The organism is Carnobacterium sp. FSL W8-0810 (genome assembly GCF_038007125.1).
In the GTDB taxonomy this organism is placed as follows: Bacteria; Bacillota; Bacilli; order Lactobacillales; family Carnobacteriaceae; genus Carnobacterium_B; species Carnobacterium_B inhibens.
In genome coordinates, this window is sequence record NZ_JBBOWO010000001.1 from 1,470,342 (window position 1) to 1,494,049 (window position 23,708).

The window sequence follows — 23,708 nt, forward strand, 5'->3', positions numbered from 1 at the left end:
ATACGTATTCTTGTTTCAATTAGAGAAAGGAATATGGTATGATAAAAGAAAAAACGGTTGCACTAAAAGTGTAAACGATTTATTAGGTGGGGTTGAAATGGTGTTAAACTTAGGAATAATTGGAACAAATTGGATCACAAACCAATTTGTGGATGCTGCAATAGCTACACAAGAATATCAAATGGTAGGGGTTTATTCTAGATCGATTGAAAAAGCAAAAGCTTTTGGCGAACCGTATCATGCAACTGTTTTTGAAACAAGTCTGGAAGCTTTTGCAACCAACACAGATATTGATGTCGTATATATTGCTTCTCCAAATAGCATGCATTACGAACAAGCGGTGACTTTAATGGAAGCCGGTAAACATGTTATTGTTGAAAAACCTATTTTCTCCAATCCACGCGAATGGACTGCGGCAATTAAAGTAGCTGAAAAAAATAATGTCTTTATTTTTGAAGCAGCTCGTCATGTTCACGAAGAGAACTTCAAAATTGTAAAAGAAGAAGTTAAATCGATTGAAAACCTACAAGGTGCAACTTTTGCTTATATGAAATATTCGTCTCGTTATGATGCTGTTTTAAATGGCGAAGAACCTAATATTTTCTCACTAAACTTTTCTGGTGGAGCTTTAGCTGATTTAGGGATTTATCCACTATATGCCGCTATCTCATGGTTTGGTGTGCCAGAAAGCAGCCATTATTTCTGTACAAAAATTGCTACAGGAGTAGATGGGAAAGGGACGATCATCTTACGCTATAAAGGGTTTGACGTCACTATTCTTGCTGGGAAAATTGTTAACTCTTACTTGCCAGCTGAGATTTATGGATTAAACAAAACGTTGTCGATGGACAGCATTGAATCTATCAATACAATTGAAGTGATTGATCGCAAAACAAAATTGAAAGAAAGTATTGCTCAAAGTGCTTCTGAAAATCCAATGGAGGATGAAGCGAAAGATTTTGCAGATGTTATCAATTTTCCTGATGATGCAGCTAAACAAGCAGAATACAAAGAATGGTTGACGCTAAGCCAACAAGTAAACCAAGTCATGACCGATTTGCGTAAAGATGCCGGTATTGTTTTTGCAGCAGATGAAAAATAAACGGAACAAAACTAGAGTTGAGATAAAAGTCTCAGCTCTTTTTTAGTCGTATAAGAGAGTTCTACCATTCACAATAAAAAAATTCTTTTATTTTTTGATTAAATAAGACACGTGGTAACGGAAAAGTTAGCTGAAACAAGATAAATTTGTTATGATAGACGATGACAGCAAGCAACCTGTACCAAAAGAAACGAGGACTTAATTATGTTAATAGAAAGTAGTTTACCCGCATTTAAACAGCATTGGGAAGAATTAGCTTATTCAGAACCTTCTGCTATTCAAGAAAAAGTATATGAACCTTTAAAAACAGCCAAAGATGTGGTGGGTATTTCGCCAACTGGAACTGGTAAAACAGTCGCGTATACTCTTCCAGCACTCGAACAAGTTGAGCCAAAAGCAGGTTTACAACTTGTTATTTTGACACCCTCACAAGAATTATCGATCCAAGTCGGGGAAGTCGTGCAAGAATGGGCAAGCCAAATCGGACTAACTAGTCAAACCATTATTGGTGGAGCAAATTTAAAGCGTCAAATCGATAAATTAAAAGAAAAACCTGAGATTATTGTCGGTACTCCAGGTCGAATCTTTGAAATTTCGGAAACCAAAAAACTAAAATTACATGCTGTAAAAACAGTTGTTTTAGATGAAGCGGATCAATTATTGCAACAGGAACAATTAGCAACGGTAAGAAAGTTAGTCAATAAAATGCCTGGCCAACGTCAAATGGGATTCTTTTCAGCAACGAGCAATGAATTGATGCAAGATCTAGCTAAATGGTTTAATGTAGAACCATTATGGATCGATGCAACAGAGGAAGACCGTTCTAAAGGTGAAGTTCTTCATGCCTACATTGAGACTCCTACACGTAAACGAGTAGAGACACTTAGACGATTGACCCACATGAAAGACTTTAGAGGATTAGTTTTTGTTAACAATGTAGCCAACTTGACATTGGCATTTGAAAAATTGACTTATGAAGGTATCTCAGTAGCTGTATTGCATGGAGAAAAATACAAAACCGAACGTCGACAAGCTTTGCAGCAGTTTCGTGATGGCAAAATCAAGTTGTTGTTAACGACCGATGTTGGATCTAGAGGTTTAGATATCCAAGATCTACCCTACGTTATTCAATACGATGTTCCGCAAACGAAAGAAAGTTATATTCATCGTTCGGGCCGTACTGCTCGTATGGGGAAAACTGGTACTGTTTTGACTTTAGTAAATGAACGAGAATTGAGAGAGTTTAAAAAATTGATTTCTTCATTAGAAATTACATTGACACCAGTGTATCTGTACGGAGGAGATATTGTTAAAGAACGTCCTTTAGCAGAAGAATCCCCCGTGAAAACTGAAGCTGAAAAACCGACTAATAAACCAAAAAAAACAGTTAAACCTCAGACAGAAAAACTAAGTAAAGTAATTGAAGAACCAGTTAAGAAAAAGAAAAAGCACCACAAAAAAGTGGATAAAAATAAAGGCGCACGAAGAAAAACAAAAAATAAAGAAATAGACTAGAAAAACGAGAGTGAGACAAAAAGCGTTTAGACCCGAATCACTGGAACGAATAAGCTCAGTATGGTCATCGACCATCGAGCATTGTTCGCGAAGTGGACGTCGGGTCTACTTTTTGGAGCACGTTTTAGAATAAACATTCGTATAAAAAGAGTAGGCTGGGATTTTTGTCACAGCCTACTCTTTTTATAGTTTAGGTTTATAAGATATCACTTGGTATTTTCCAACCAGCATCTAAGTATTCTTGAGAGGTAACGGGGTAAAAAACAACCGTGCTATTGGTAGATTTTAAAATGTATAATCCATTTTTTTTAACAAGCTCTAATGTTAATTGGTACGTTTCATCCGTACTTTCAAGGTTGGAATTAGGGGTGTACAGTTTTAAAGTTAAGGTAGAGCCTTCAATCGTATAGTCTTTAATCTCACTGGCTCCCAGAGTCGTTCCCCACTCGCCAGGAACAAATAAATCATCCGTAATGGCGACAGTATATTTGCCGATATCGGATTGAATCGGTTCTGATTCTTTAGAATCAAAAGTAGCCCAGTACCCTTTGAAATCATCAAAAGTGATTATTCCATCATCTTTTTTTTCGTCGGATGACTCAATCGGCATAGCTAAGGCAGAACTTGATAGAGAAGAAGACTTTTCTTTTTGATCCGAACTAGAGATGTCTGCAGTTGGTGATGCTGTCTCTTTCCCGCAGCCTGTGATAATCAATAAGAATAATAAGAGCGTGAACAGAAAGCCAGAGTGGAATAACAGAGGATAATGGCTCATTTTTAATTTATTCATTAAATAGACCTCATTTCGTTTTGAACCAATAGTATAGTGTAAGTGTAACAAGATTTAATTAAGAAACAAAGGAATATGCTGGTGAACAAAGCTTTCTGTTTAGTAGCGACTGGGGTATCGAATCATTATTTTTTGTAGAATAACACACTCTGGAATAAAGAAGAAGCATTATCGTTAAATAACTATCGAAATAAGTGTAAAAAGTTGACAGTCGTTTTTATTTTGTTGAAAATAGAATTGTAAAGGATTACAAAAATAGTTACACACTAGTTGTAGGATCAAATAAAGTGAGGATGAGAAAGCATGCTGAAAAACGGATTGTTTATGATGACAATTGGGTTTATTGCTGTGATACTAGGCCTGACAAGTTTAGATGAACACCGTATCATTATTTTAGGTATCGGTATCTTGCTAATTGTCTTAGGATTTATTTTATACAATACAGCTGAAAAGAAAGAAGATTAGTTAGCAAAAAGAACGTCAACTAAAGAATATGCGGGGGTGCGGATAGAATGTTGGCAGAAATACAGCAATTAAATGATGAAACGGTGGTTGAGTTTCATCGTGACTTTTCCTATCCTGTCTCAAAAGTATGGAGAATATTAACGGATAATGACCAGTTAGTAAAATGGTTCAGTGAACTAAAGATACAAGAGTTAACTGAAGGCGGAAAACTAGTATTTGATATGGGAAACGTGACATACGAAGAGATGACGATTACTGAAGTGAAGGTCCCAACTGTATGGGAATTTACATGGGATAAAAGTTTGGTTCGTTTTAATTTAAGTGAAAATCCAAACGGAACCCATTTAGTTTTAAAAGAATATATTAAAGATGTGACAGAGCATACGGCACGTGACGTTGCTGGCTGGCATGTTTGTTTAGATGTGATAGAAAAGGTATTAAAAGATGAGCCAGTTCAGAACCGAAAAGAAGAGTGGGATAAAGTCTATCCTGAATATAAAAAGAAACTGGAAGCCTAGCAAACGAAAATCTTTGAGAAAAGAAAGGTCCCTTTTTAGGGACTTTTTTTAGGTTTCAGAACAATCATCACTTTTGAACCATTTAGGTGTAGATAAAATAGAAATATGACGAATCGATTCTAGTTCTACAACCACATAGTCAGAATCTGTTCGAATATAAATCAAGTTGTCTTCAAATCCACTCACGGTGCCAGTAATATCATCTTTGTAAAGACCGTTTTCTAGAATATCTGTTTGGAGCGTCACAGACAGCTTTTTTGAAAAAGCATGGCTCAAACATTCAGAGATATCTTCTACTGTTTGTTTTACCTTTGGCTCATTAACCTTGTGGCGAATAGCCGCATGTTTCTTTTGTAACTCTGCATGATCGGAGAGGATGAATCCCTGCCACTTGGCCATTTTTCGATCTTGATAGCCTTGTTGAGCAGGAATGAATCCTTTTTCAGGCTGTTCTTGAAAGTCTTTTACCATGTCTACCAACTCCTATAGTGTTTCTTTTTATTATACGAACAAATGTTCTTTTAGTAAAGGCGAACAGATCAATAAAAAAGTTATTGACAGCAAAGTGTATGAACCATATAATACAGGAGTGGTGTATTAATCGGCTCATACACTTTTTTATTTATAGCGTATTAAGCAGGTAGTACAGTTTGGAAAATAAAATTAGGAGGCTGTTATGAAGGTAAATTTCAATAAGCGAGACCCACTTTATGAACAAGTTGTGCGTCACTTTAAAGAAGAAATTGCAGCAGGAAATTTAATCCCAGGTCAAGAAGTTCCATCTAGACGAGAACTAGCAAGTCAATTAACTATTAATCCAAATACAGCTCAACGGGCATATAAAGAAATGGAGGAACAAAAGTTGATTTATACAGAAAGCAATTTGCCAAGCAAAATTACAGAAGACCCATGTATATTAGAAAAGGTCCAAAATGAATTATTGGAAGAAGCTGTTTCTTCTTTTATATCTGCTATTCGTCCAATTCAACTGTCGCTTGATAAAGTTATTGGATTGCTAAAAGAAAAATATGAAGATAGTGTACTTGAAGAAAAGGAGGAGAAAAATGATTGAAGTAAGAGGGATAACGAAAAAATTTGGCCGAAAAAAAGTGTTGAAAGGGATCTCGTTTACTGCTAATAAAGGGGAAATCACCTGCATTATAGGAATTAATGGTGTTGGGAAAACGACGATTTTGAACGGAATCATGAATCTGACACCGATGAATAGCGGCGAGATTTTGATCGATGGAGAGAAAATAAATAAGAAAAGTTATGAAAAAATCACATTTATCCCTGATACAATGACAATGTTGCCAGGATTCAGAATCGAACAAGCTATGCAATTCATGCAAGATTTTTATCAGTCATGGAACCAAGAACGAGCTGATGAACTATTAGGCTTTTTCAAATTAACCAAAGAAGATAAAATCTCTTCACTATCTAAAGGAAACACAGCTAAAGTTAACTTGATGTTGGGCTTAGCTTTGGATGTTGACTACTTATTAATGGATGAGCCTTTTTCAGGAATTGATATCTTTAGCAGAGAACAAATAGCAAATGTCTTTAGTAGTCATTTGATTGAAGACCGCGGAGTGATTATCACGACACATGAAATCAATGATATTGAACATTTGATTGATAAAGTGGTCTTGATCAATGAAGGACAAGTATTGAGAGAATTTAATGCAGAGCAAGTCCGTGAAGAAGAAGGTAAGTCCGTTGTGGATGTAATGAGAGAGGTGTTCCAACCATGAAAAATTATTTAAAATTGGTAAACTTTGAATTTAACCGTTGTATTAAACTTTATTCCGTCTTAATCGGGTTGACTATTGTATCGCAGATCATTGCTGTTTTTGTGGAGTCGAGACAATATTTGAGCATGGTGAATCAAGAAGTCTATCTAAATAAAATTCCCAAAGAAGCTTTTTTAAGCGAAACGGGTGGAATGAGCATGTTTTGGGTAGTAAATAATGGTTTGTTTTTAGTACCGATTCTTATTTGTATCTCAGCGATTTTATTTTATAGTTTCTATATTTGGTATGTTGAGTGGATGGGTAAGAATTCTTTTATCTATCGCTTATTGACTCTTCCAACATCACGAATGGCTATTTTTTGGTCTAAATTAACAACAATTGCTTTAATGATTTTTGGATTGGTTTCCGTTCAATTGATTTTATTGGTAGCGGAAAGTCAGCTATTAAAGGCATTGATCTCAGATGAGTTTAGAATTGATTTATCGATCCAAAAAATAAGCCAATTATCCTTTTACCTTTCCGTTCTTATGCCAAAAACATTTTTGGACTTTCTGACTTACTATGGTATTGGATTTATTTTACTCTTTTTACTATTTACCGCTATTTTATTCGAAAGAAGCTTTCGATTTAAAGGAGCAGCAATCGGTATTGGCTATGGTATTGGTTTATTCTTTATCTTTTTAGCACCCGTTATGGCTAGAGACTTATTTAATTTTAATAAGCTTTATCCAAATGAAATCATGTTCCTAGAATTTATTTTAGGAATACTTGTCATAGCAATAAGCTGTTGGACGAGCCGCTACTTATTGAATAAAAAAGTAACCGTATAAAAGGAGGCGAAAAAAACTATGAAACGTTATGTAAAATTAATCATTATTGCAATAGTCATTTTATTATCCATTGGAGTCTATTATATTCAACCTATGTTCAGTGCGGATGAGAGACCCGAATTCAAGATCATAGCGAATAGCGGGGATGAAACATTGAGTGAAAATATGGTCTTAAAGGGTTATTACTCAGAGAATGTGATGTTAGGAATGGGAATCGGGGATGACCTAAAAATCACATCAAAAGGGACCACCTATTATTCAGAGAGTACGAATAGTTTTCAATCACAGACCAGTGAAAGTGACTATGAAAAAATAAATCAATTGCAAGAGGATTACCGAAGATTTATGCGCGGTAAGGAACCGAATTTAGCAAACTTTTTTGAAGATGACACACTATTAGCTTATGCAGAATTGACCACCAATAATTATTCTTCTGTCACAGAAGATGAAGAGTTTAAAATCGAAGTGCTAAACAAGAAAACAAATAAAGAATCATCATTTTCAGTAGACCTTCCTAAAGGCACAAACTATTCTTATATGTATATAGAAGATATAGAAGTAGCGAATAACCAATTGATTATTGTCACAAACGGGTATTCTTTAAACAACGAAAACGAGCAGGATGAACACCACTTTTATTCTATCAGTCTGCCGAACGAAAAAATTGAAAAAGATGAAAGTCTGCAACTGGACCTAGTAAATCTAGACGGTAAACAAATTCAATATGTTGAATTATTGAGCGGAATGAACACGGTTCAGACATCAAAATTTTTGGTGTACCGTGTAGAAATCGGTGATGAACAATCAGAAACAGAACTGTATGAAGATCAAGAGATCTATGAAACTACTTACGAATTGATTGGTGTAAATATAGAAACTGGCGAACAGTTTTTGATTGACCTGTCAGATGAAGTAGGAAACCAAGCATTAAGTAGTGCTTTTTCAATAGAAAAGGATATCCTTTACTTTTACAAAAAAAATAAAGAAACCATAACGATCTATACTTACTCTTTAGAGCAAAAAGAATTAAGAGAAATGGAAACAGCCGAATTATCTGAAGCTCAAAAAACGGCTTTAAAAGAAGAAGTAACATTGTCTGTTTATAACGGGGCAGCTTTCTTCGTGAACAATGATAAAATAAAAGGAAAAGATCAGCACATTATGGCTTTTGACCTTGAATCAGGTAAAGCCGTTTTTGAAGGATCTTTAATAGAAACCAAAAAACAATCCGCTACAAATTCGGAACTGTACCTTTATGAAGTGAATTTTCAAGAATAATAGACACTAAAAAGAATGGCCTCTTTTCCAAGTTCAACTTTGGAAAAGAGGCCATTCTTTTTATATTTGATTGTACTAATAAAATGATCCTAGAGAGATTTGAACTCCCGACCTAACGTTTAGGAAACGTTTGCTCTATCCACCTGAGCTATAGGACCTTTTTAACACAGGTTCTATTTTCTCATAATTTAAAATAAATGTCTAGGAGGAATAAAAAAGTAAATGGTTTGTTGTGGACCACAATCCTTAATCAAAAAGTTCATCTTTAGGTATACGGCCAGATACGGGTAATTTAAAAACATTACGATCCAACACGAAGATATCAGTCAATTGTTGTGCCATTTCAGCAGGCGTTGAAACATAGGATGTTGCATCCCATTCAACTAGATAACCATATATCCCATTCGCAACATAGGCACCAAGAAGATCTTGATACTTTGGAGAGTACGGTGTAGTCGACAAAAAGTTGTTAATTAAAAAATCTTTTAAAAGAGCAGAGAAATGCATTTGGAAATTTAAGAAGCCAACTGAATGAATGGCTAAATGGAAAAACTGGCGATGCTCATAAATAACGGCAAACAGAGCATCAGATAAAGGAACGGTTTGTAACTGAGAGTAGTCGATTTGTCGGTAGTTATCTTGTAATACAACCGCTAAGTAATCTAAGAACTGGTCTTGTAATTCTTTTAGAATATCTTCTTTATAGGCATAGTGTTTATAAAAAGTACCTCTATTGACTCCAGCTTTATTGACGATTTCGGTAATTGTGATCGTTTTAAAATCATTTTCTTTTAACAATTCAATAAACGCTTCAGATATAGCCTTTTTACTTCGCATAATGCGTATATCGACTACTTCTTTTTCTGACATAATGGTTCCTCCTGCAATTAAGCCCAAAATCAATGGATAGATAGTGAAAAAATCCGGCAACTTGTATTTACAAATAGTATACAGTAAATGAAAAGCTAAAAGCGAAAAGGGGTTGAAATAATAAGTGAACAATTGGTGACAATTAGGTGATATGTCACTATTTGTTCAAAAAAAGTCTGTTGAAGAGGCGTATTTTATCCGAAATTGAACTGAAATGGTTATAAATGAACCAAGAGAGAAAAAATTGCAAAAAAGTACATAGAAATAAAAAAACATGTGCTATAATTAGGTGGAATAAATAAAGCGGTTAATATTTTTAAGGGGTTGAAAGGAACGTATGGGTATAAAGAGTCTAGTTAAAAAATGGATCGGGGTCCAAGACAAGGAAACGACTTCAACGGATGTAGCAGTTCTGGAAAAAAGTGAAACCGTTTTTTTAGAGAAGGATAAAAAGCTTAATGAGCAAATAGAGTATGCTGCGATCTTTAACATGATCCAACAAGAAGTTGCATTGACTGGTATCGTATTAGCTTCCCAATATGATGAAGAATTGGCTAGTGATGTGGTTAAAGTAGAAGTAAGTGGCATTCCGGTTGTCATTACTCGTGAAGAGTTAGGTTGTACGCCACATAATCTTCCTTTGATGCGTTACGTGGGTGAAACGATTCAATTCCAACTAATCGAAGCCAATGAAGCAAATGGGATGGTGATGGGTTCTGCTAAAAAGATAAAAGAGAAAGAATTCGACAAACTCTATCATGAGCTTAAAGATGGAAAACAATTTCAAGCGAAAGTGACTAAGATTTTGCGTTATGGTGCGTATTGTGTGATTGGAGATATCTCTGTTCAAATGTTGAATAAAGACTTTGCTGAAGACCACACCACAATCGGTGATGTTTTAGAAATAGGGGATGCCATCGATGTGCGATTCAATCGAATTACTGAAAATAAAAATTTAAGAGTCGAACCTCTTGTAAGATACAAAAACGGAGTATCTGTTTCATTAACCGAACTGGAACCAAACCAAGTGGTATTAGGAACGGTTAGAAGTGTAAAAAAATGGGGGATATTTGTAAGAATTGCACCAAATTTAGATGCGTTGTGCTCAATTCCTTCTCATCTAGCAGTAAGAGAAGGCGATAAAGTATCTTTTAGAATCACACAAGTGTTAAAAGAAGAAAAACGAGTCCGTGGAAAAATCGTTCGTTTAATAAAAAAAGATTAAAAAATACATAATAAAATAGAGGAGGTGAGACTATGTTGTCTTATCGCCTCTATTTTTCTGTTCATTTGAAATGTATTCTTAAATATAGTCCTGATAAATATTTTTAAAGGAATAAAAGCAGCATTGGCGACAAAATTGTTGTCACTCTTTCGTGAATGGACTCTACACGAAAGAGTGACATTTAAAAACTATACCAGTCTTTCATGAACTGGGTCTCTACGAATGACTGGGACTTGAAAGTCTTGTCACTTTTCCATGAACTGGGTCTTCACGAAAGAGTGAGATCTAAAATGAAGTGAACCCATCATTTTAGACAAAAAACCAAGTAAGAAAAAAGCTCACTCAACCATAATCAAAAGAATATGGCTGAGTGAGTTTAATTTTTTTTACTTTGTCTAAATACTCATCATAGTTGGCATGACTAAAAGTTAATTCACACTAAACTATGATATTAAGCCCAATCACCATTACGGAAAACAGGAACTTTAGTACCATCTTTACGAATTCCATCTACATCCATTTTGTCAGAACCAATCATGAAGTCGACATGGACAGTTGAACGATTTAATCCAGCTGCTTTTAATTCTTCTTCAGTCATTTCTGTTCCGCCAATTAAGCTAAAGGCATACGCAGAACCTAAAGCTAAGTGATTTGATGCATTTTCGTCGAATAAAGTGTTATAGAATACGATACCTGATTGAGAAATAGGAGAAGGATCTGGAACTAAAGCAACTTCACCTAAACGTGCAGAGCCTTCATCTGTTGCGACTAAGTTTTTCAAAACAGCTTCGCCTTGTTCAGCAGTTACATTTACAACTTTTCCGTCTTTAAACGTAAATTCCATATTTAAGATCGTATTTCCAGCATAGCTTAATGGTTTAGTACTGCGAACTACACCATCGACACGATTAGCGTCAGGGGCCGTGAAGACTTCTTCAGTGGGCATATTTGCCATGAAACGTTCGCCACGAACGTTATCACTGCCGGCGCCTTCCCAACGGTGACTTTCAGGTAAACCAACCGTTAAATCAGTACCAGGAGCTGTGTAATGCAAGGCTACAAATTGTTCTTTGTTTAATTCATCAGCTTTTTCATTTAATGTGATATCTTTTTTAGCCCATGATTCAACAGGATCAGCATCATAAAGACTAACAGCTTTGAAGATAGCGTCCCATAATGCATCCACTTGTTCTTCTTCAGTTGGTAAATCAGGGAAAACTTTAGCTGCCCATTTAGCACCAGCAGCTGCAGCCACTGTCCAACTCACTTTATTCGCTTGAGTCGCTTTGCGTTGTTCACTTAATGCTTTTCCAGCTGCAGATTGATAAGCAGCGATTTTATCGCTATCTACACCAGATAATGCATCTGGATCTGAAGAACGAACGCTGATACGACTAGCTCCCTTAGCAATTTGATCTAATGATTCATCAATTTTATATTGTGGAATAGCAGTTAAACGATCTTGAGGCGTTCCGATAAACTGTTCGCGGTTCACTATATCATCTGCCCATTTCACAATAACTTCTGTAGCGCCTAAAGCATAAGCTTCTTTTGTAATTAAACGTGCCAAGGGTGCTTGGTCTACATCGATTTGTAAGACGACCGTGTGTCCTTCTGTCACATTTATCCCCGATTTAACGAGCAAATGAGCGTATTTTTGTAAATTTTCTTCAAAGTTTGGCAATACCATATTTTTTCCTCCTAATATACGAAATGAGGTTGGAACAAAAGGAACTAAAACAGAAAACGAGTTGTCTAGTTAGTTTGGTTTCAAACTCTTACTAAACAATAATAGCATACGAAAGAAAGAGAAACAATTTTACTAAAAGTCTTTTTTAAATTAAAAATAAAAAAATAATTGACAATAGTTTGGCTGCGTGTCTCTTATCTTTTTTCTGAAGATAAAGAACAACTAGACCAATTTTGTTCGGGAAACACTTAATATATACGCAGTAATTTTTGTAAGACAAACGAGTTCTCTTTTAATCACAATAGTGATAAAATAAATTAAGGAACATTGGAGAGAGAATCCAAATAACATAAAAGCAGTATTGTTTTTAAAGGGTAAGAAAAAAATAATATTACTTGATAGTGGAATCAATTTCTAAATGAGGATGGCCAGTTATTCGTAAAAAAGAAATCAAAAACTGTTGGTTGTTATGATAAAAGATTTCAGGAGATAAAGATGTCCTATCCTAATCGATGGTAAAAGAGACCGAAGAGGTGAGTTGAAATGGCCAGAAAAAAAACAATTTTAAAATCACAAATTCTTGAAACGGCTTATCAAGTTGTTAAAACAGAAGGGTTTGAAGGTTTTACAGCACGCAATATTGCTAAAGAAATGGATTGCTCAACGCAGCCGATATATCTAGAATTTAAAAACATGGATGACTTAAAACAAGAACTCGTTGTGAAAGTTAAAAACTATATCGATGAGACTATTTATACAAAAGAACGCACAGAAGATCCATTGCTCAATATGTGTTTAAATTATGTTTATTTTGCAAAAAATGAACCCATCTTTTTTAAAGCACTTTTCTTTGAGTCTCAATTAGACTCTGATCAAATGCATAAGATTTCATTAGACATGATGATGGGAATTTTTAAAGAACTTGAAGGAACGAAAGAGTTGTCAAAAGCTGAAAAAACAAAACTGTTTAAAAATATTTGGATCACGGTTCACGGTACAGCTGTATTGATTGCCCAAGGGTTCTTGAAGTTTCATGAAAAAGATGTAATGGATTACATCGAACAAACATTAAAACAGCACATGCCTAATTACAAAGCATAATAAAAAAGCCCTTATCTCCTGATAAGGGTTTTTTTATTGTCTAAGCTAGAGATTCAACTTTTTCAACTAATGCTTTTGCAAAAGCTTTAAAGTTTTCTATGTCTTCATCATTAGCATCTAAATCGACTTTTACGCTTTCAGTACCTTCTATAGCACCGATTGAAGCCAATTTATCAGAAAAATCATCCACGGATTGACAGAACTTATCGTAAAAATGGTCTCCTGAACCGAATGTACCAAAAACTTTTCCAGTTAAATCAATTTCACTGAGTTCTTCATAAAAATCAACGAATTCATCTGGCAAATTAGCATCATTTCCATAAGTGTAAGTACCTATAATACAGATATCTACATCAAGAAAATCCTCTGGTTCAGCTTGCATACACTCAACTGTTTCAACGTCCACATCTAAATCTACTAAAGCTTTTTCTACAATATCTGCACATTCTTCTGTGTTGCCGGTTAAACTTGCAAAGACAATTAAGGCTTTTGTCATTTTACATCTCATCCTTTTCTGTGCGTGTGTGTTTCCTTAGCAAAGTATACCAAAGGAAAGGTAAGTTCTGCAATGGAAGGAAGCTTTCAATTCAATAAAGCTTTCTTCTATACATGTTTCTTTTTTTCTCGCTTCACTTCAAGTAAAAATTTCGGCAAAACCATCATCCGTTTCAAGCGAGTCGGTTGTTTGATCAGACGGTACAACCATTCAATGTTCAAATCAATAAAGATTTTCGGTGCTCGTTTTGATTGTCCAGAAAGCACATCAAAGCTTCCTCCAACGCCCATCAATAATCCTTTTGAAGCGCTATTCAGGTACTGATGGATCCATTGTTCTTGTTTCGGAAAACCTAAAGCAACAAAGATCATGTCGGGTTGAGTAGCTTGAACCGCTTCAATAATGGAGGAATCAGAGAAATCAAAGTACCCATTTCTTGATCCGACTAGTTGAATAGCAGGATATTTCTTTTGAACATTTTGGACAGCCTGTTGCAAAACTTCTTCTTTCGCACCTAAAAAATACACACGACTTCCTTGTTGATTTGCTTTCTCCAGCAAATCTGTCAGTAAATCGAAACCAGCCACTCTTTCAACAATAGGTGTTTCCAGAATTTGAGCACCTTTAACGATGCCGATTCCATCCGCAGCAATGTAGTCAGCTTCTTTTAAAAGAGACATATAAGCGGCATCAGAATTGGCATACATCACAATTTCTGGATTAGCTGTCACCACAAATGTTTTTTGCTGGCTGTTAACTCGCTCCATTAATTTTTCGAGAAAGACTTCTTTTGTTTTATTGTCAAAATCGACTCCTAATATAGATACTTTTTCATGATTCATAGTGCTAACCATCCTTAAAACCTTATATTTGATATTTACTGAAAGAACGTTTTATTTTGAATGCATCAAAAATACTTTAGGTACTTTAGAGTGGAAACGGACCAATTCACCGCTAGTAGGGTGGATCAAAGCTAAAGTAGTGGCATGAAGGCCCAAGCGTTTTAACGGGTTCGTAGAAGCACCGTATTTTTTATCACCAGCTACAGGATGACCAATTGATTCCATGTGTACGCGAATTTGATTTTTACGTCCTGTTTCTAATTGAGCTTCTAATAAAGTAAATTCATCGTTAGAACGAATTTTTTTGAAATGGGTGATAGCTAACTTTCCACCATTATCATACGTACTTGAATGAACTTTCATTGCTTTGCTACTTTCCACTAACCAAGTTTTGATGGTGCCTTTTTCCTCAGCAACAACGCCTTCAACTAAGACAGTATAAATGCGTTCTTTAACGATGTCTTTCCAATTTTCTTGCATAGCATCTTTGATTTTTTCAGTTTTTGCAAAAACCATTACACCTGAAGTGTCGCGGTCTAAACGGTGAACAATGTAGATACGATTATTAGGATTGTCTTGTTTGACATAGTTGATCAACTGACGATGAGCAGTTAATTCTTGAGCAAATTTAGCTGCAATCGATAATAGACCAGCTTCTTTATCAATGACAATGATCGCATCATCTTCATATACAATAGTCATTCCAATCAATGCAGTTTCTTTGATTGCCGCTTTGTTAGATTGGATCGCCACAACTTGACCGGGAAGCAAAGCATGATTGTGTTGCTTCACCATCTTTCCATCGACCATCACTTGACCTCTCGTTAAAATAGATTTCACAGAATTACGACTTGAGTTTTTCATGACACTTAATAAAAAAGGCAATAATTCTATTGGTTCAGTTACGGTATAAAGATTGTTATTGGTATTTTTTTTTTGGGTATACTTCGTTTTATTATTCATTAAACCACTCGCTCTCATTAGTTGTTCTCTAGTGAAGTATAACGGAAAACGAAAGAAAAATAACCCTAAAGTCACAATTTTTCGAATAGAATAGCCTATAGGTCGTTTCCAACTCACTTAATTATGAGAGAAAAGGCTCCCATTTTAATCAATAGGAAGAATGGTTCACAAATGGATGAATTAAGCTTATAATAGAAAAGAAGAGTGAATAATAAATGAGTAAGACTAAATAGAAAAGAGGAACAAAATTGATCACACTAAAATCACAACGTGAAATTGATGCAATGGATGAATCAGGAACATTACTGGCAAATGCACATATTGCCTTGAGAGAGATTATCAAACCGGGTGTCACGAGTTGGGAAATCAATGAATTTATGCATAACTATATTGAAGAGCATGGTGGAATTGCTGAACAAATTGGTTTTGAAGGCTATGAATATGCGACTTGCGTCAGTGTCAATGATGAAATTTGTCATGGATTCCCTAGTAAAAAAGAAGTATTGAAGAACGGCGACTTGATTAAAGTTGATACGGTTGTTAATTTAAAAGGCGCAATGTCAGATTCTTGCTGGAGTTATATTGTTGGTGAAGGAACTCCTGAAACCGAAAAATTGATGGAAGTCACTAAAAAAGCTCTTTATTTAGGAATCGAACAAGCACAAGTGGGAAATCGTATTGGGGATATCGGTCATGCGATCCAAACCTATGTTGAAGGAGAAGGTTTCTCAGTTGTTCGTGAATTTATCGGACATGGTATTGGACCGACCATGCATGAAGCACCATCTGTTCCGCATTATGGAGAAGCTGGAAAAGGTCTTCGCTTAAAAGAAGGTATGGTTATCACGATTGAACCTATGGTAAACACGGGAACGTGGAAATCTAAGATGGACGACAACGGTTGGACGGCTCGTACTAAAGACGGTGGAATCAGTTGCCAATTTGAACATACATTAGCGATTACTAAAGAGGGTCCAAGAATCTTAACAGAACAAAAAGCTTAATTGAAAGTGAATTGAGTGAACTTAAAAATTAAAAAGTAGGTTGAACACCAACAATGTATTGGTTGGTGTTCAACCTACTTTTTTTAATGGTATACTAATAAGAGAAAATTAGTTCATGAAAAGGAGGAAGTCTATGAAAGAAAGAGTTTTATATGCTGATATTCTGCGTGTAGCAGCTACTTTTTTAGTAATTACCATTCATATTGCTTCACGTGATTTTGGTCTATATAAAATGGATTCCTATCAATGGCAAGTGTTAAATGTTTTTGACAGCTTTGCTCGTATGAGTGTACCGTTGTTTTTTATGCTGAGTGGAGTCTTTTTTTTAGATCCTAAGCGAGAATTTTCGATAAAAAAGTTATATAAAAAAAATCTTTTTCGATTAGTAACAGCTTTTATCTTCTGGTCAGCCTTGTATGCAGTGATTTTTACATGGAATGAATACCGGACATTCAATGCAGAAGTATGGGGAGTAATGGTTGAAGCGTTTAAAGAAGGACACTTTCATCTGTGGTTTCTTTTCCGAATGATTGAAATTTATGTGATGATACCTTTTTTAAGGAAGATTGCTGAAGAGAAAAAAATCATTCTTTACCTTATCGCTTTTTGTCTCTATATCGGTTTTATTCTGCCGTCATATCATGAATTTCCAGTTAGTTCTACGGTCACTTTTATGGAGAGAGGCATTAATTTAGATATTACATTTGGCTATGTTGGGTACTTTTTTATCGGCTATTATTTAGCTCATTATGATCTGGAAAAGTGGGTAAAGGCAGGTATTTATTTATTAGGAGCGGCTGGGCTGATCAGTACGATCATGATCACAAGTGTTGAGTCGCTTAAGCAAGGCGAACATTATGATGTTCCTTATGAGTACCTAACTCTAAATGTATTTTTTACTAGTTTAGCAGCTTTTTTATTGGCAAAAGAAAAATTGCAAAGTAAGAATTTTTCAGCTAAATTTAAACGTGTTCTTTCAGAACTTTCAACCTATTCATTTGGAATTTATTTGGTTCATGTGCTGATTATTTTCCTAATATGGAAAGCAAGATTAAATACATTATTTATTACTCCAATCCTATCGGTCCCTCTTTTGACCCTTGTTGTCTTTGGTATTAGTTATCTTTGTGTGAAAGGGATGGCTCAGTTACCACTTGTAAAACGGTTTATCTTATAAAGCACACTAATAGTGTGAGATAGAATTGTTTTTTTTAGTTAAATCGGTATAATGGTGGGTAGCTTTGAAAAGGGAGTCAGGTAATGTTTGAAATAAAAACGATTAATAAAGTTAAAATAAAGGAATTATCTAAAAAAAGATTAAAAATAAAGGATATATTAAAAAGTTTTTTTGAAATTTTAGTCAAAAAGTATCAAGAAGCTGAAGTCTGGAATTCTGGAGCTATCATCGCCTATTACTTTTTACTATCTGTTTTCCCAATTATAGTGGTCATTGGTAGTCTGTTGCCACACTTGCATTTAGATATAGCCGAAATTGTGCCATACATCGAAAAAGCTGTACCAAAGTATTTCTTTGACCAGCTTGAATCTATTATCATTCAATTGTTTACTAGAACAAATAATGGAATATTATCACTAGCGGTTTTTGGAGCATTTTGGTCAGCTAGTCGAGGGATGACGGCAATGCAAATTAGTATGAATAAAGCTTATGGGGTAAAACCGAGAAGAAATGTAGTTATCATCAGGTTATTTTCTATCATTGTAACGACGCTGATGATTTTAAGCCTTATTGCGATGGTTATTGTTTTTGGATTTGGGCAATTGATTTTAGAATACATCACACCAGTGTTTGAACTGCCGTTGAGAATCAGTGAGACATTTCAAAATCTAAGGTGGCCGGTTACAATGAGTGTGTTGTTTATTGTATTCTGTTTATTGTATTATTTTGTGCCACATGCAAAACTTTCATTTAGACGTGTACTTCCAGGAGCCATTTTTTCAACGATTGGTTGGATGTTGGTATCTCAAGTTTTTGCTATCTATGTTGAATATTTTGCATTCGGAGCAAAAAGCTACGGTGCAATTGGAACTTTCATGATTCTATTGATCTGGCTGCAAGTTATTGGAGCGTTATTAACAGTGGGTGCTGTTATCAATGCAGCAGTTGAAGTTTATCAAAATGGAGAATTTGAGGAAACAGATTCAAGAAGGCTAAGGCAATATATTAACAGATTAAAGAAATAGAATAGTAGTTTATTGAAGGTTCTAAATAGATAAGAAAAGTTTAATATTAATAGGTTAAAATGAATTACACGTTGATTTATGCTATAATCATAAAAGTTGTATATCAATAGGCTGTAAGAATAAGCATATAAAATTTATAGGAATAAATAATTATATAGAATTAAGGTGAAATCGTGGAAAAAAAATTAAAAGTACGTGTTAGCAATGTAACGAAACAGTATGATTTATATAAACAAAAATCTGATAAAGTAAAAGCACTATTTAAGTTTTCCAAAAAGAATATACCAACATTCTGGGCATTAAGAGGTGTTTCTTTTGACGTTTATGATGGGGAAACGATTGGATTAATCGGTATTAATGGATCAGGAAAATCTACGCTATCGAATATTCTAGCAGGTATTATTCCACCAACTACTGGAGAAGCAGTATTAAATGGTGAAACGTCTATAATTGCAATTTCTGCTGGATTAAAAAATCAATTGTCTGGTATAGAAAATATTAGGTTAAAAGCTTTAATGACTGGTAAAACGAACAAAGAAATCGATGAAGTGATAGACAGTATTATTGACTTTGCTGATATCGGCGATTTTGTACATCAGCCTGTAAAAAGTTATTCTAGTGGGATGAAATCTCGTTTGGGTTTTGCAATAGCTGTTCACACTGATCCAGACATTTTGATTATTGATGAAGCATTGTCTGTAGGAGATGAAACATTCTATCAAAAATGTGTCGATAAGATGTTGGAATTTAAGGCTCAAGGAAAAACAATTTTTTTCGTTAGCCATTCACTAAATCAAGTTAAAATGCTTTGTGACAAAATTATCTGGATGCATTATGGTGAAGTTCGTATGATAGGGCCTTCTGAAGAGGTAGCAAATGAATATCAAAAATTTATAAAAGAATTTAAAGCGATGAGCGCAAAAGAAAAAAAAGCATATCAAAATAAACATAAAGAAGAACAAAAAACGTTTGATGTACGTCAATATTTACAAAAAAAATTAGAGCAAACGACCTCTTCAAAACAGAAAAAAGAATTAAAACAGCAATTTAGTGAAGAAAAAATTACTGATCGAATGAGCTGGGCTACTAGAATACTTTTAGTCTTAGTTACTGTGGCTTTAATAACGCTGGCTACTGTTCATTTAAGTGGTAGATCTTTATCTAGCTTTTTGTTTAATGATTCAACTGCAAAGAGTGAAATTGTGAAGACTATTGATGTATCTTCCAATTTAGAATATAAATTAAAAGATATCCAAACTGAAAATAAAAAAACTATAATTTAAGAAAAAGAGGGAAGTGAAAAAAATGAAACAGCAAGTTGCTAAATTAATATATGTATGGCTTGTTAGGATTTTTTCTCTTCTTTATAAAAGATTAGCTATTAGAAATCGATTAACTTACTTGATGAGTTTTACAAATAATGAAAATGGTTTATTAAAAACTTTTATGGAACAAAATTCTGATATCGAAATTGTTATATTTTATACAAAAAACTGTAAAAAGGAAGCAGAAAAATTCCAATCTCTAGGAGCAACTATTTTTCTTTTTGATCAATCGCCTGTTTTGATTAAAAAAGTTATTTCAGAAATGATTCAATCTCGTGTAATCCTCTGCGATAATTACTTCCCTATTTTAGCAGGTTTTTCCCCTCATAAAGAAACTTCTATTATACAGTTATGGCATGCAAATGGAGCAATCAAATGTTTTGGACTTGAAGATCCTTCTACGATGTCTAGAAGCTTTTTTGATAGACTGAGATTTAAACAAGTATACAAAAGATTTGATGAATATATTGTTGGTTCTAAAATGATGGGAGAAGTTTTTCAAAGAAGCTATTTAGCCACAGAAGATAAAATATTATATTTAGGCTTTCCACGTTCTGATGTTTTTTTTGACAAAAATTATCTCAATAGTAAAAAAGAAAAAATTTATGGAAAATTCCCAGAATTAACTAACAAAAAGATTATATTATATGCCCCAACATATAGAGAAAACAACTCTGATTTTTTTGCTTTAGATATTAAAAGAATGCATGAAGAATTGGGTAATAGCTATGCGTTGCTTATAAAAAAACATCCGCATGATGTTCATTTATATAAAAGTGAAGAATTCTCGGGTTTTGTATATGATGATATAACTGAATTTAAAATGGAAGAAATTTTAGCAATAACTGATTGTTTAGTGACAGATTATTCCTCAATTCCATTTGAATATAGCTTATTAGAAAATGCTAAAAAAATTATTTTTTATTGTTATGACAAAAAATATTATAGTGAAACTACAGGACTACAAAAAGATTTTTCAAATTGGGCACCAGGGGACATTGTATACACAATAGATGAATTATTGGAAAGTATAAATAAGAAAAATAATACAAACTTTGCAAAGTTTAATGAACAATGGAACACGTATAATGATGGAAATGCAAAATTAAGAGTTATTCAACACATAAAAAATAAATTCAATGAATTTTAGTTAGAGGAGTTTTAGCATGAACAGTGTCCTAATGATTATAAAAGAACAAATTAATAATGTTGGAATTATATCTCGAGTATCAAAATATGAAGAAAAAGCTACTTATCAAAGTCATTATTTAGGATTGATTTGGCAATTTCTAAATCCATTAATTCAAATAGGTATCTATTACTTAGTTTTCGGATTAGGGGTTCAACGTGGCCGTAGCATTGGTGGTGTGCCTTTTCTTCCATGGATGTTAATAGGTGTTATTGCTTGGTTTTTTGTTAATGCAAGTATAATAGGTGGGTCTAACAGTATTTATCAAAAAGTATCAATGGTTTCAAAAATGAAATTCCCTGTCAGTATTTTACCTTCAATTAACATAACGAGCAATTTGATTTCATATGGATGGATGATGGTCATCTTATTATTGGCACTACCTTTATTTGGCATTTATCCTACTATATATTGGTTACAATACTTTTATTATCTTATCTGTATGATAGCTTTCTTATTTGCATTTAGCATATTAAATGCAACAATCACTATTTTAATTCGTGATTATCATATAATGCTACAGTCTATTATTCGGTTACTATTTTATTTGTCAGGTGCAATTTGGGATATTGAATCACGTGGATTCCCAGACTGGTTAGTTAGATTACTACAATTAAATCCTATTTATTATTTTATAGATGGTTTTAGAGATTCTTTTCTATCAAGACAATGGTTTTGGGAAAAACCAACACTCACACTTATCTTTTGGGGAATAGTTTTATTTTTATTAATTGTTGGATCTCATATTCATTTGAAGTTTAGAGCACGCTTTATCGATTTTATCTAAAAAATTTGAATACAAACATTTTTGGAGGTGAAATTTTCATGAAAAAAGTTATCACATATGGAACATTTGATTTACTGCATAAAGGACATGTTTTGTTGCTTCAAAGAGCACGAGAACTTGGTGATCACTTAACAGTTGTAATGTCTACAGATGAATTTAATTCAATAAAAGGAAAAAAAGCTTATACTTCTTGGGAAGACAGAAAACTTATTTTAGAAGCTTTATCTTGTGTTGACAAAGTTATTCCCGAAAATAGTTGGGAACAAAAAATAGATGATGTAAAAAATAATGAAATTGATATTTTTGTTATGGGAGATGACTGGAAAGGAAAATTTGATTTTTTAAATGAGTATTGTCAAGTTGTTTATCTTCCAAGAACTGAGGGAATATCGACGAGTAAAATAAAAGAAGATCTGAAAGCTATTAAAAAAGACGTTGATCGTTTAAGTAAAAAATTGGAAGAAGATATTAATAGAGAATATTGAAACACTTAAAGGAGTAGATGTTATGAAAGAAAAAATAATCTCTTCATTGCTTTTAATAATCTTTAAAACATTTACCTTTTTACCTGTTAAACAAGATGTTATCATTTTTGAATCGCAATATGGTGGTAAATTTGATGATAACCCAAAAGCAATCTATAATTATATGAAACAAACAAATTCCGAACAATACAAACTATTTTGGAGTATTAATTATCGTAATCGTCATATAGTTGGTGATGAAAATGTCAAAGTTCTATATAGATTTTCGATTAGATGGTTGTATTATATGGCAAGATCAAAATATTGGATTATTAATGCAAGATTGCCAAAATGGTTACCAAAAAGAAAAGGAACAAATTATGTACAAACGTGGCACGGGACTCCTTTGAAGAAATTAGCTCTTGATATGGATACAATAGGTATGCCTGGGAATAGCTTAGTAGCATATAAAGAAAGCTTTTTACAAGAAACTAAAAAATGGGATTATTTAATAGCACCCAATCAATATTCAAAAGATATATTTAAGTCTTGTTTTGCATTTAATAAGACATTCATTGATAGTGGGTACCCAAGAAATGATATTCTTTTTCAAAAAAATAATTCTAACGATATCAATGAAATTAAAAGAAAACTTGGATTGCCTTTAGATAAAAAAATTATTTTATATGCTCCTACTTGGAGAGACGATTACTACTTATCTAGAGGGAAATATCGGTTTAAAATGCCATTTGACTTAGAAAAAGTTTCACATATTTTAAATGACGAAGCTGTACTTATTTTTAGAGCGCATTATTTGGTCTCTGAAAGCCTTGATAGTATAAAAGGAAGGCCTAATTTTTATAATTTTTCAATGAAGGAAGATATTAGTGATCTATATTTGGTATCGGACATGATGATAACAGATTACTCTTCTGTATTTTTTGATTATGCTAATTTGAAAAGACCAATGTTATTCTATGCTTATGATTATGAACATTACCGTGATAATTTAAGAGGTTTTTACTTTGATATTGAAAAAGAATCTCCAGGGCCTTTTGTTACTAAACAAGAAGAATTCTATTTATATTTGAGAGAGTATATGGGGAAAGGCGAATTTAGTGATTATAAAACTCAGTTAAACAAATTCCATGAAACTTATTGTGATTGGGAAGATGGGAATGCTTCTCAAAAAGTTTTAAAAGAAATCAAAATACTAAGTTAGAAGTTTAAAAATGTTTAAACTATAAAGTGAATTAGTAAGAATATACTGTGAAAAACACACAATTGTGATGATTAAT

The 23,708-nt window shown here is 33.7% G+C and carries 25 protein-coding genes and 1 tRNA gene; 18 read left to right on the top strand and 8 right to left on the bottom strand.

Features of this window, described 5'->3' with window-relative positions:
* The first annotated feature begins 100 nt into the window (after positions 1-100).
* Together NST49_RS07120 and NST49_RS07125 are read left to right on the top strand one after the other, a co-directional pair.
* On the top strand, positions 101-1,102 hold the full coding sequence (locus tag NST49_RS07120) for a Gfo/Idh/MocA family protein (protein WP_341048685.1): 1,002 nt from the start codon (positions 101-103) through the stop codon (positions 1,100-1,102).
* A 204-nt stretch (positions 1,103-1,306) separates the two neighbouring features.
* On the top strand, positions 1,307-2,617 hold the full coding sequence (locus tag NST49_RS07125; protein WP_341047714.1) for a DEAD/DEAH box helicase: 1,311 nt from the start codon (positions 1,307-1,309) through the stop codon (positions 2,615-2,617).
* 196 nt (positions 2,618-2,813) lie between these two features.
* On the opposite strand, the gene NST49_RS07130 is transcribed toward NST49_RS07125, so the two are convergent.
* Positions 2,814-3,407: a hypothetical protein gene (locus tag NST49_RS07130; RefSeq protein ID WP_341047715.1), complete on the bottom strand. Its 594-nt coding sequence runs from the start codon at positions 3,405-3,407 to the stop codon at positions 2,814-2,816.
* A gap of 303 nt (positions 3,408-3,710) precedes the next feature.
* Here NST49_RS07130 and NST49_RS07135 point away from each other — a divergent pair, with 303 nt between their 5' ends.
* Positions 3,711-3,872, top strand: coding sequence for a hypothetical protein (locus NST49_RS07135; RefSeq protein WP_023178450.1), 162 nt, complete (start codon positions 3,711-3,713; stop codon positions 3,870-3,872).
* A gap of 47 nt (positions 3,873-3,919) precedes the next feature.
* Complete coding sequence (locus tag NST49_RS07140) at positions 3,920-4,390, top strand: SRPBCC family protein (protein ID WP_341047718.1); 471 nt, start codon at positions 3,920-3,922, stop codon at positions 4,388-4,390.
* Positions 4,391-4,438: 48 nt separating this feature from the next.
* Here the strand turns inward: NST49_RS07140 and NST49_RS07145 are convergent, their stop codons facing one another.
* Entirely contained in the window at positions 4,439-4,861 is a 423-nt protein-coding gene (locus NST49_RS07145; protein WP_301426514.1) for a hypothetical protein, read from the bottom strand.
* A gap of 205 nt (positions 4,862-5,066) precedes the next feature.
* On the opposite strand from NST49_RS07145, the gene NST49_RS07150 reads away from it, so the two are divergent.
* The 4 genes from NST49_RS07150 to NST49_RS07165 are packed head-to-tail and all read left to right on the top strand — an operon-like array spanning position 5,067 to position 8,252.
* Entirely contained in the window at positions 5,067-5,462 is a 396-nt protein-coding gene (locus NST49_RS07150) for a GntR family transcriptional regulator (RefSeq protein WP_341047720.1), read from the top strand.
* Positions 5,455-6,144 (top strand): ABC transporter ATP-binding protein, encoded by a 690-nt coding sequence (locus tag NST49_RS07155; protein WP_301426513.1) that lies wholly within the window; start codon positions 5,455-5,457, stop codon positions 6,142-6,144. Before NST49_RS07150 ends, NST49_RS07155 begins: the two co-directional genes overlap by 8 nt.
* Positions 6,141-6,974, top strand: coding sequence for a hypothetical protein (locus tag NST49_RS07160; RefSeq protein ID WP_034537052.1), 834 nt, complete (start codon positions 6,141-6,143; stop codon positions 6,972-6,974). Before NST49_RS07155 ends, NST49_RS07160 begins: the two co-directional genes overlap by 4 nt.
* An 18-nt stretch (positions 6,975-6,992) precedes the next feature.
* Entirely contained in the window at positions 6,993-8,252 is a 1,260-nt protein-coding gene (locus NST49_RS07165; protein ID WP_341047723.1) for a hypothetical protein, read from the top strand.
* Between the two features lie 84 nt (positions 8,253-8,336).
* Here NST49_RS07165 and NST49_RS07170 read toward each other — a convergent pair.
* Both NST49_RS07170 and NST49_RS07175 read right to left on the bottom strand, forming a co-directional pair.
* Positions 8,337-8,410 (bottom strand) — tRNA-Arg (locus NST49_RS07170).
* Positions 8,411-8,498: 88 nt separating this feature from the next.
* Positions 8,499-9,122 (bottom strand): TetR/AcrR family transcriptional regulator, encoded by a 624-nt coding sequence (locus tag NST49_RS07175; protein WP_341047724.1) that lies wholly within the window; start codon positions 9,120-9,122, stop codon positions 8,499-8,501.
* A gap of 337 nt (positions 9,123-9,459) precedes the next feature.
* On the opposite strand from NST49_RS07175, the gene NST49_RS07180 reads away from it, so the two are divergent.
* The gene (locus tag NST49_RS07180; RefSeq protein WP_341047725.1) at positions 9,460-10,347 is read left to right on the top strand and encodes a hypothetical protein; all 888 of its coding nucleotides are present in this window, start codon (positions 9,460-9,462) and stop codon (positions 10,345-10,347) included.
* Between the two features lie 451 nt (positions 10,348-10,798).
* Here the strand turns inward: NST49_RS07180 and NST49_RS07185 are convergent, their stop codons facing one another.
* Positions 10,799-12,037: an aminopeptidase gene (locus tag NST49_RS07185; RefSeq protein ID WP_341047727.1), complete on the bottom strand. Its 1,239-nt coding sequence runs from the start codon at positions 12,035-12,037 to the stop codon at positions 10,799-10,801.
* Between the two features lie 543 nt (positions 12,038-12,580).
* On the opposite strand from NST49_RS07185, the gene NST49_RS07190 reads away from it, so the two are divergent.
* Positions 12,581-13,138 (top strand): TetR/AcrR family transcriptional regulator, encoded by a 558-nt coding sequence (locus NST49_RS07190; protein ID WP_341047729.1) that lies wholly within the window; start codon positions 12,581-12,583, stop codon positions 13,136-13,138.
* Positions 13,139-13,178: 40 nt separating this feature from the next.
* On the opposite strand, the gene NST49_RS07195 is transcribed toward NST49_RS07190, so the two are convergent.
* From NST49_RS07195 to NST49_RS07205, 3 genes are all read right to left on the bottom strand, one after another.
* Complete coding sequence (locus NST49_RS07195; protein ID WP_034537042.1) at positions 13,179-13,634, bottom strand: flavodoxin; 456 nt, start codon at positions 13,632-13,634, stop codon at positions 13,179-13,181.
* Positions 13,635-13,741: 107 nt separating this feature from the next.
* Positions 13,742-14,476 (bottom strand): WecB/TagA/CpsF family glycosyltransferase, encoded by a 735-nt coding sequence (locus NST49_RS07200; protein WP_341047732.1) that lies wholly within the window; start codon positions 14,474-14,476, stop codon positions 13,742-13,744.
* 51 nt (positions 14,477-14,527) lie between these two features.
* Positions 14,528-15,457 (bottom strand): RluA family pseudouridine synthase, encoded by a 930-nt coding sequence (locus NST49_RS07205; RefSeq protein WP_341047734.1) that lies wholly within the window; start codon positions 15,455-15,457, stop codon positions 14,528-14,530.
* Between the two features lie 230 nt (positions 15,458-15,687).
* Between NST49_RS07205 and map the strand changes: the two genes are divergently transcribed.
* The 8 genes from map (at position 15,688) to NST49_RS07245 (ending at position 23,632) form a co-directional block, all read left to right on the top strand.
* Positions 15,688-16,443 (top strand): type I methionyl aminopeptidase, encoded by a 756-nt coding sequence (map, locus tag NST49_RS07210; protein ID WP_341047735.1) that lies wholly within the window; start codon positions 15,688-15,690, stop codon positions 16,441-16,443.
* 133 nt (positions 16,444-16,576) lie between these two features.
* The gene (locus NST49_RS07215) at positions 16,577-17,620 is read left to right on the top strand and encodes an acyltransferase (protein WP_341047737.1); all 1,044 of its coding nucleotides are present in this window, start codon (positions 16,577-16,579) and stop codon (positions 17,618-17,620) included.
* A gap of 83 nt (positions 17,621-17,703) precedes the next feature.
* A complete protein-coding gene (locus NST49_RS07220) occupies positions 17,704-18,645 on the top strand; it encodes a YihY/virulence factor BrkB family protein (RefSeq protein ID WP_341047739.1) in 942 nt (313 codons plus the stop codon).
* 173 nt (positions 18,646-18,818) lie between these two features.
* Positions 18,819-19,928 carry an ABC transporter ATP-binding protein gene (locus NST49_RS07225; protein ID WP_341047740.1) on the top strand — a complete coding sequence of 370 codons (1,110 nt, stop codon included), beginning with the start codon at positions 18,819-18,821 and terminating at the stop codon, positions 19,926-19,928.
* Positions 19,929-19,950: 22 nt separating this feature from the next.
* Positions 19,951-21,120, top strand: coding sequence for a CDP-glycerol glycerophosphotransferase family protein (locus tag NST49_RS07230; protein WP_341047742.1), 1,170 nt, complete (start codon positions 19,951-19,953; stop codon positions 21,118-21,120).
* 16 nt (positions 21,121-21,136) lie between these two features.
* On the top strand, positions 21,137-21,946 hold the full coding sequence (locus NST49_RS07235; RefSeq protein ID WP_341047744.1) for an ABC transporter permease: 810 nt from the start codon (positions 21,137-21,139) through the stop codon (positions 21,944-21,946).
* 38 nt (positions 21,947-21,984) lie between these two features.
* Positions 21,985-22,431, top strand: coding sequence for a glycerol-3-phosphate cytidylyltransferase (gene tagD / locus NST49_RS07240; protein WP_341047746.1), 447 nt, complete (start codon positions 21,985-21,987; stop codon positions 22,429-22,431).
* Between the two features lie 22 nt (positions 22,432-22,453).
* Entirely contained in the window at positions 22,454-23,632 is a 1,179-nt protein-coding gene (locus NST49_RS07245; protein WP_341047748.1) for a CDP-glycerol glycerophosphotransferase family protein, read from the top strand.
* Positions 23,633-23,708: the final 76 nt, after the last annotated feature.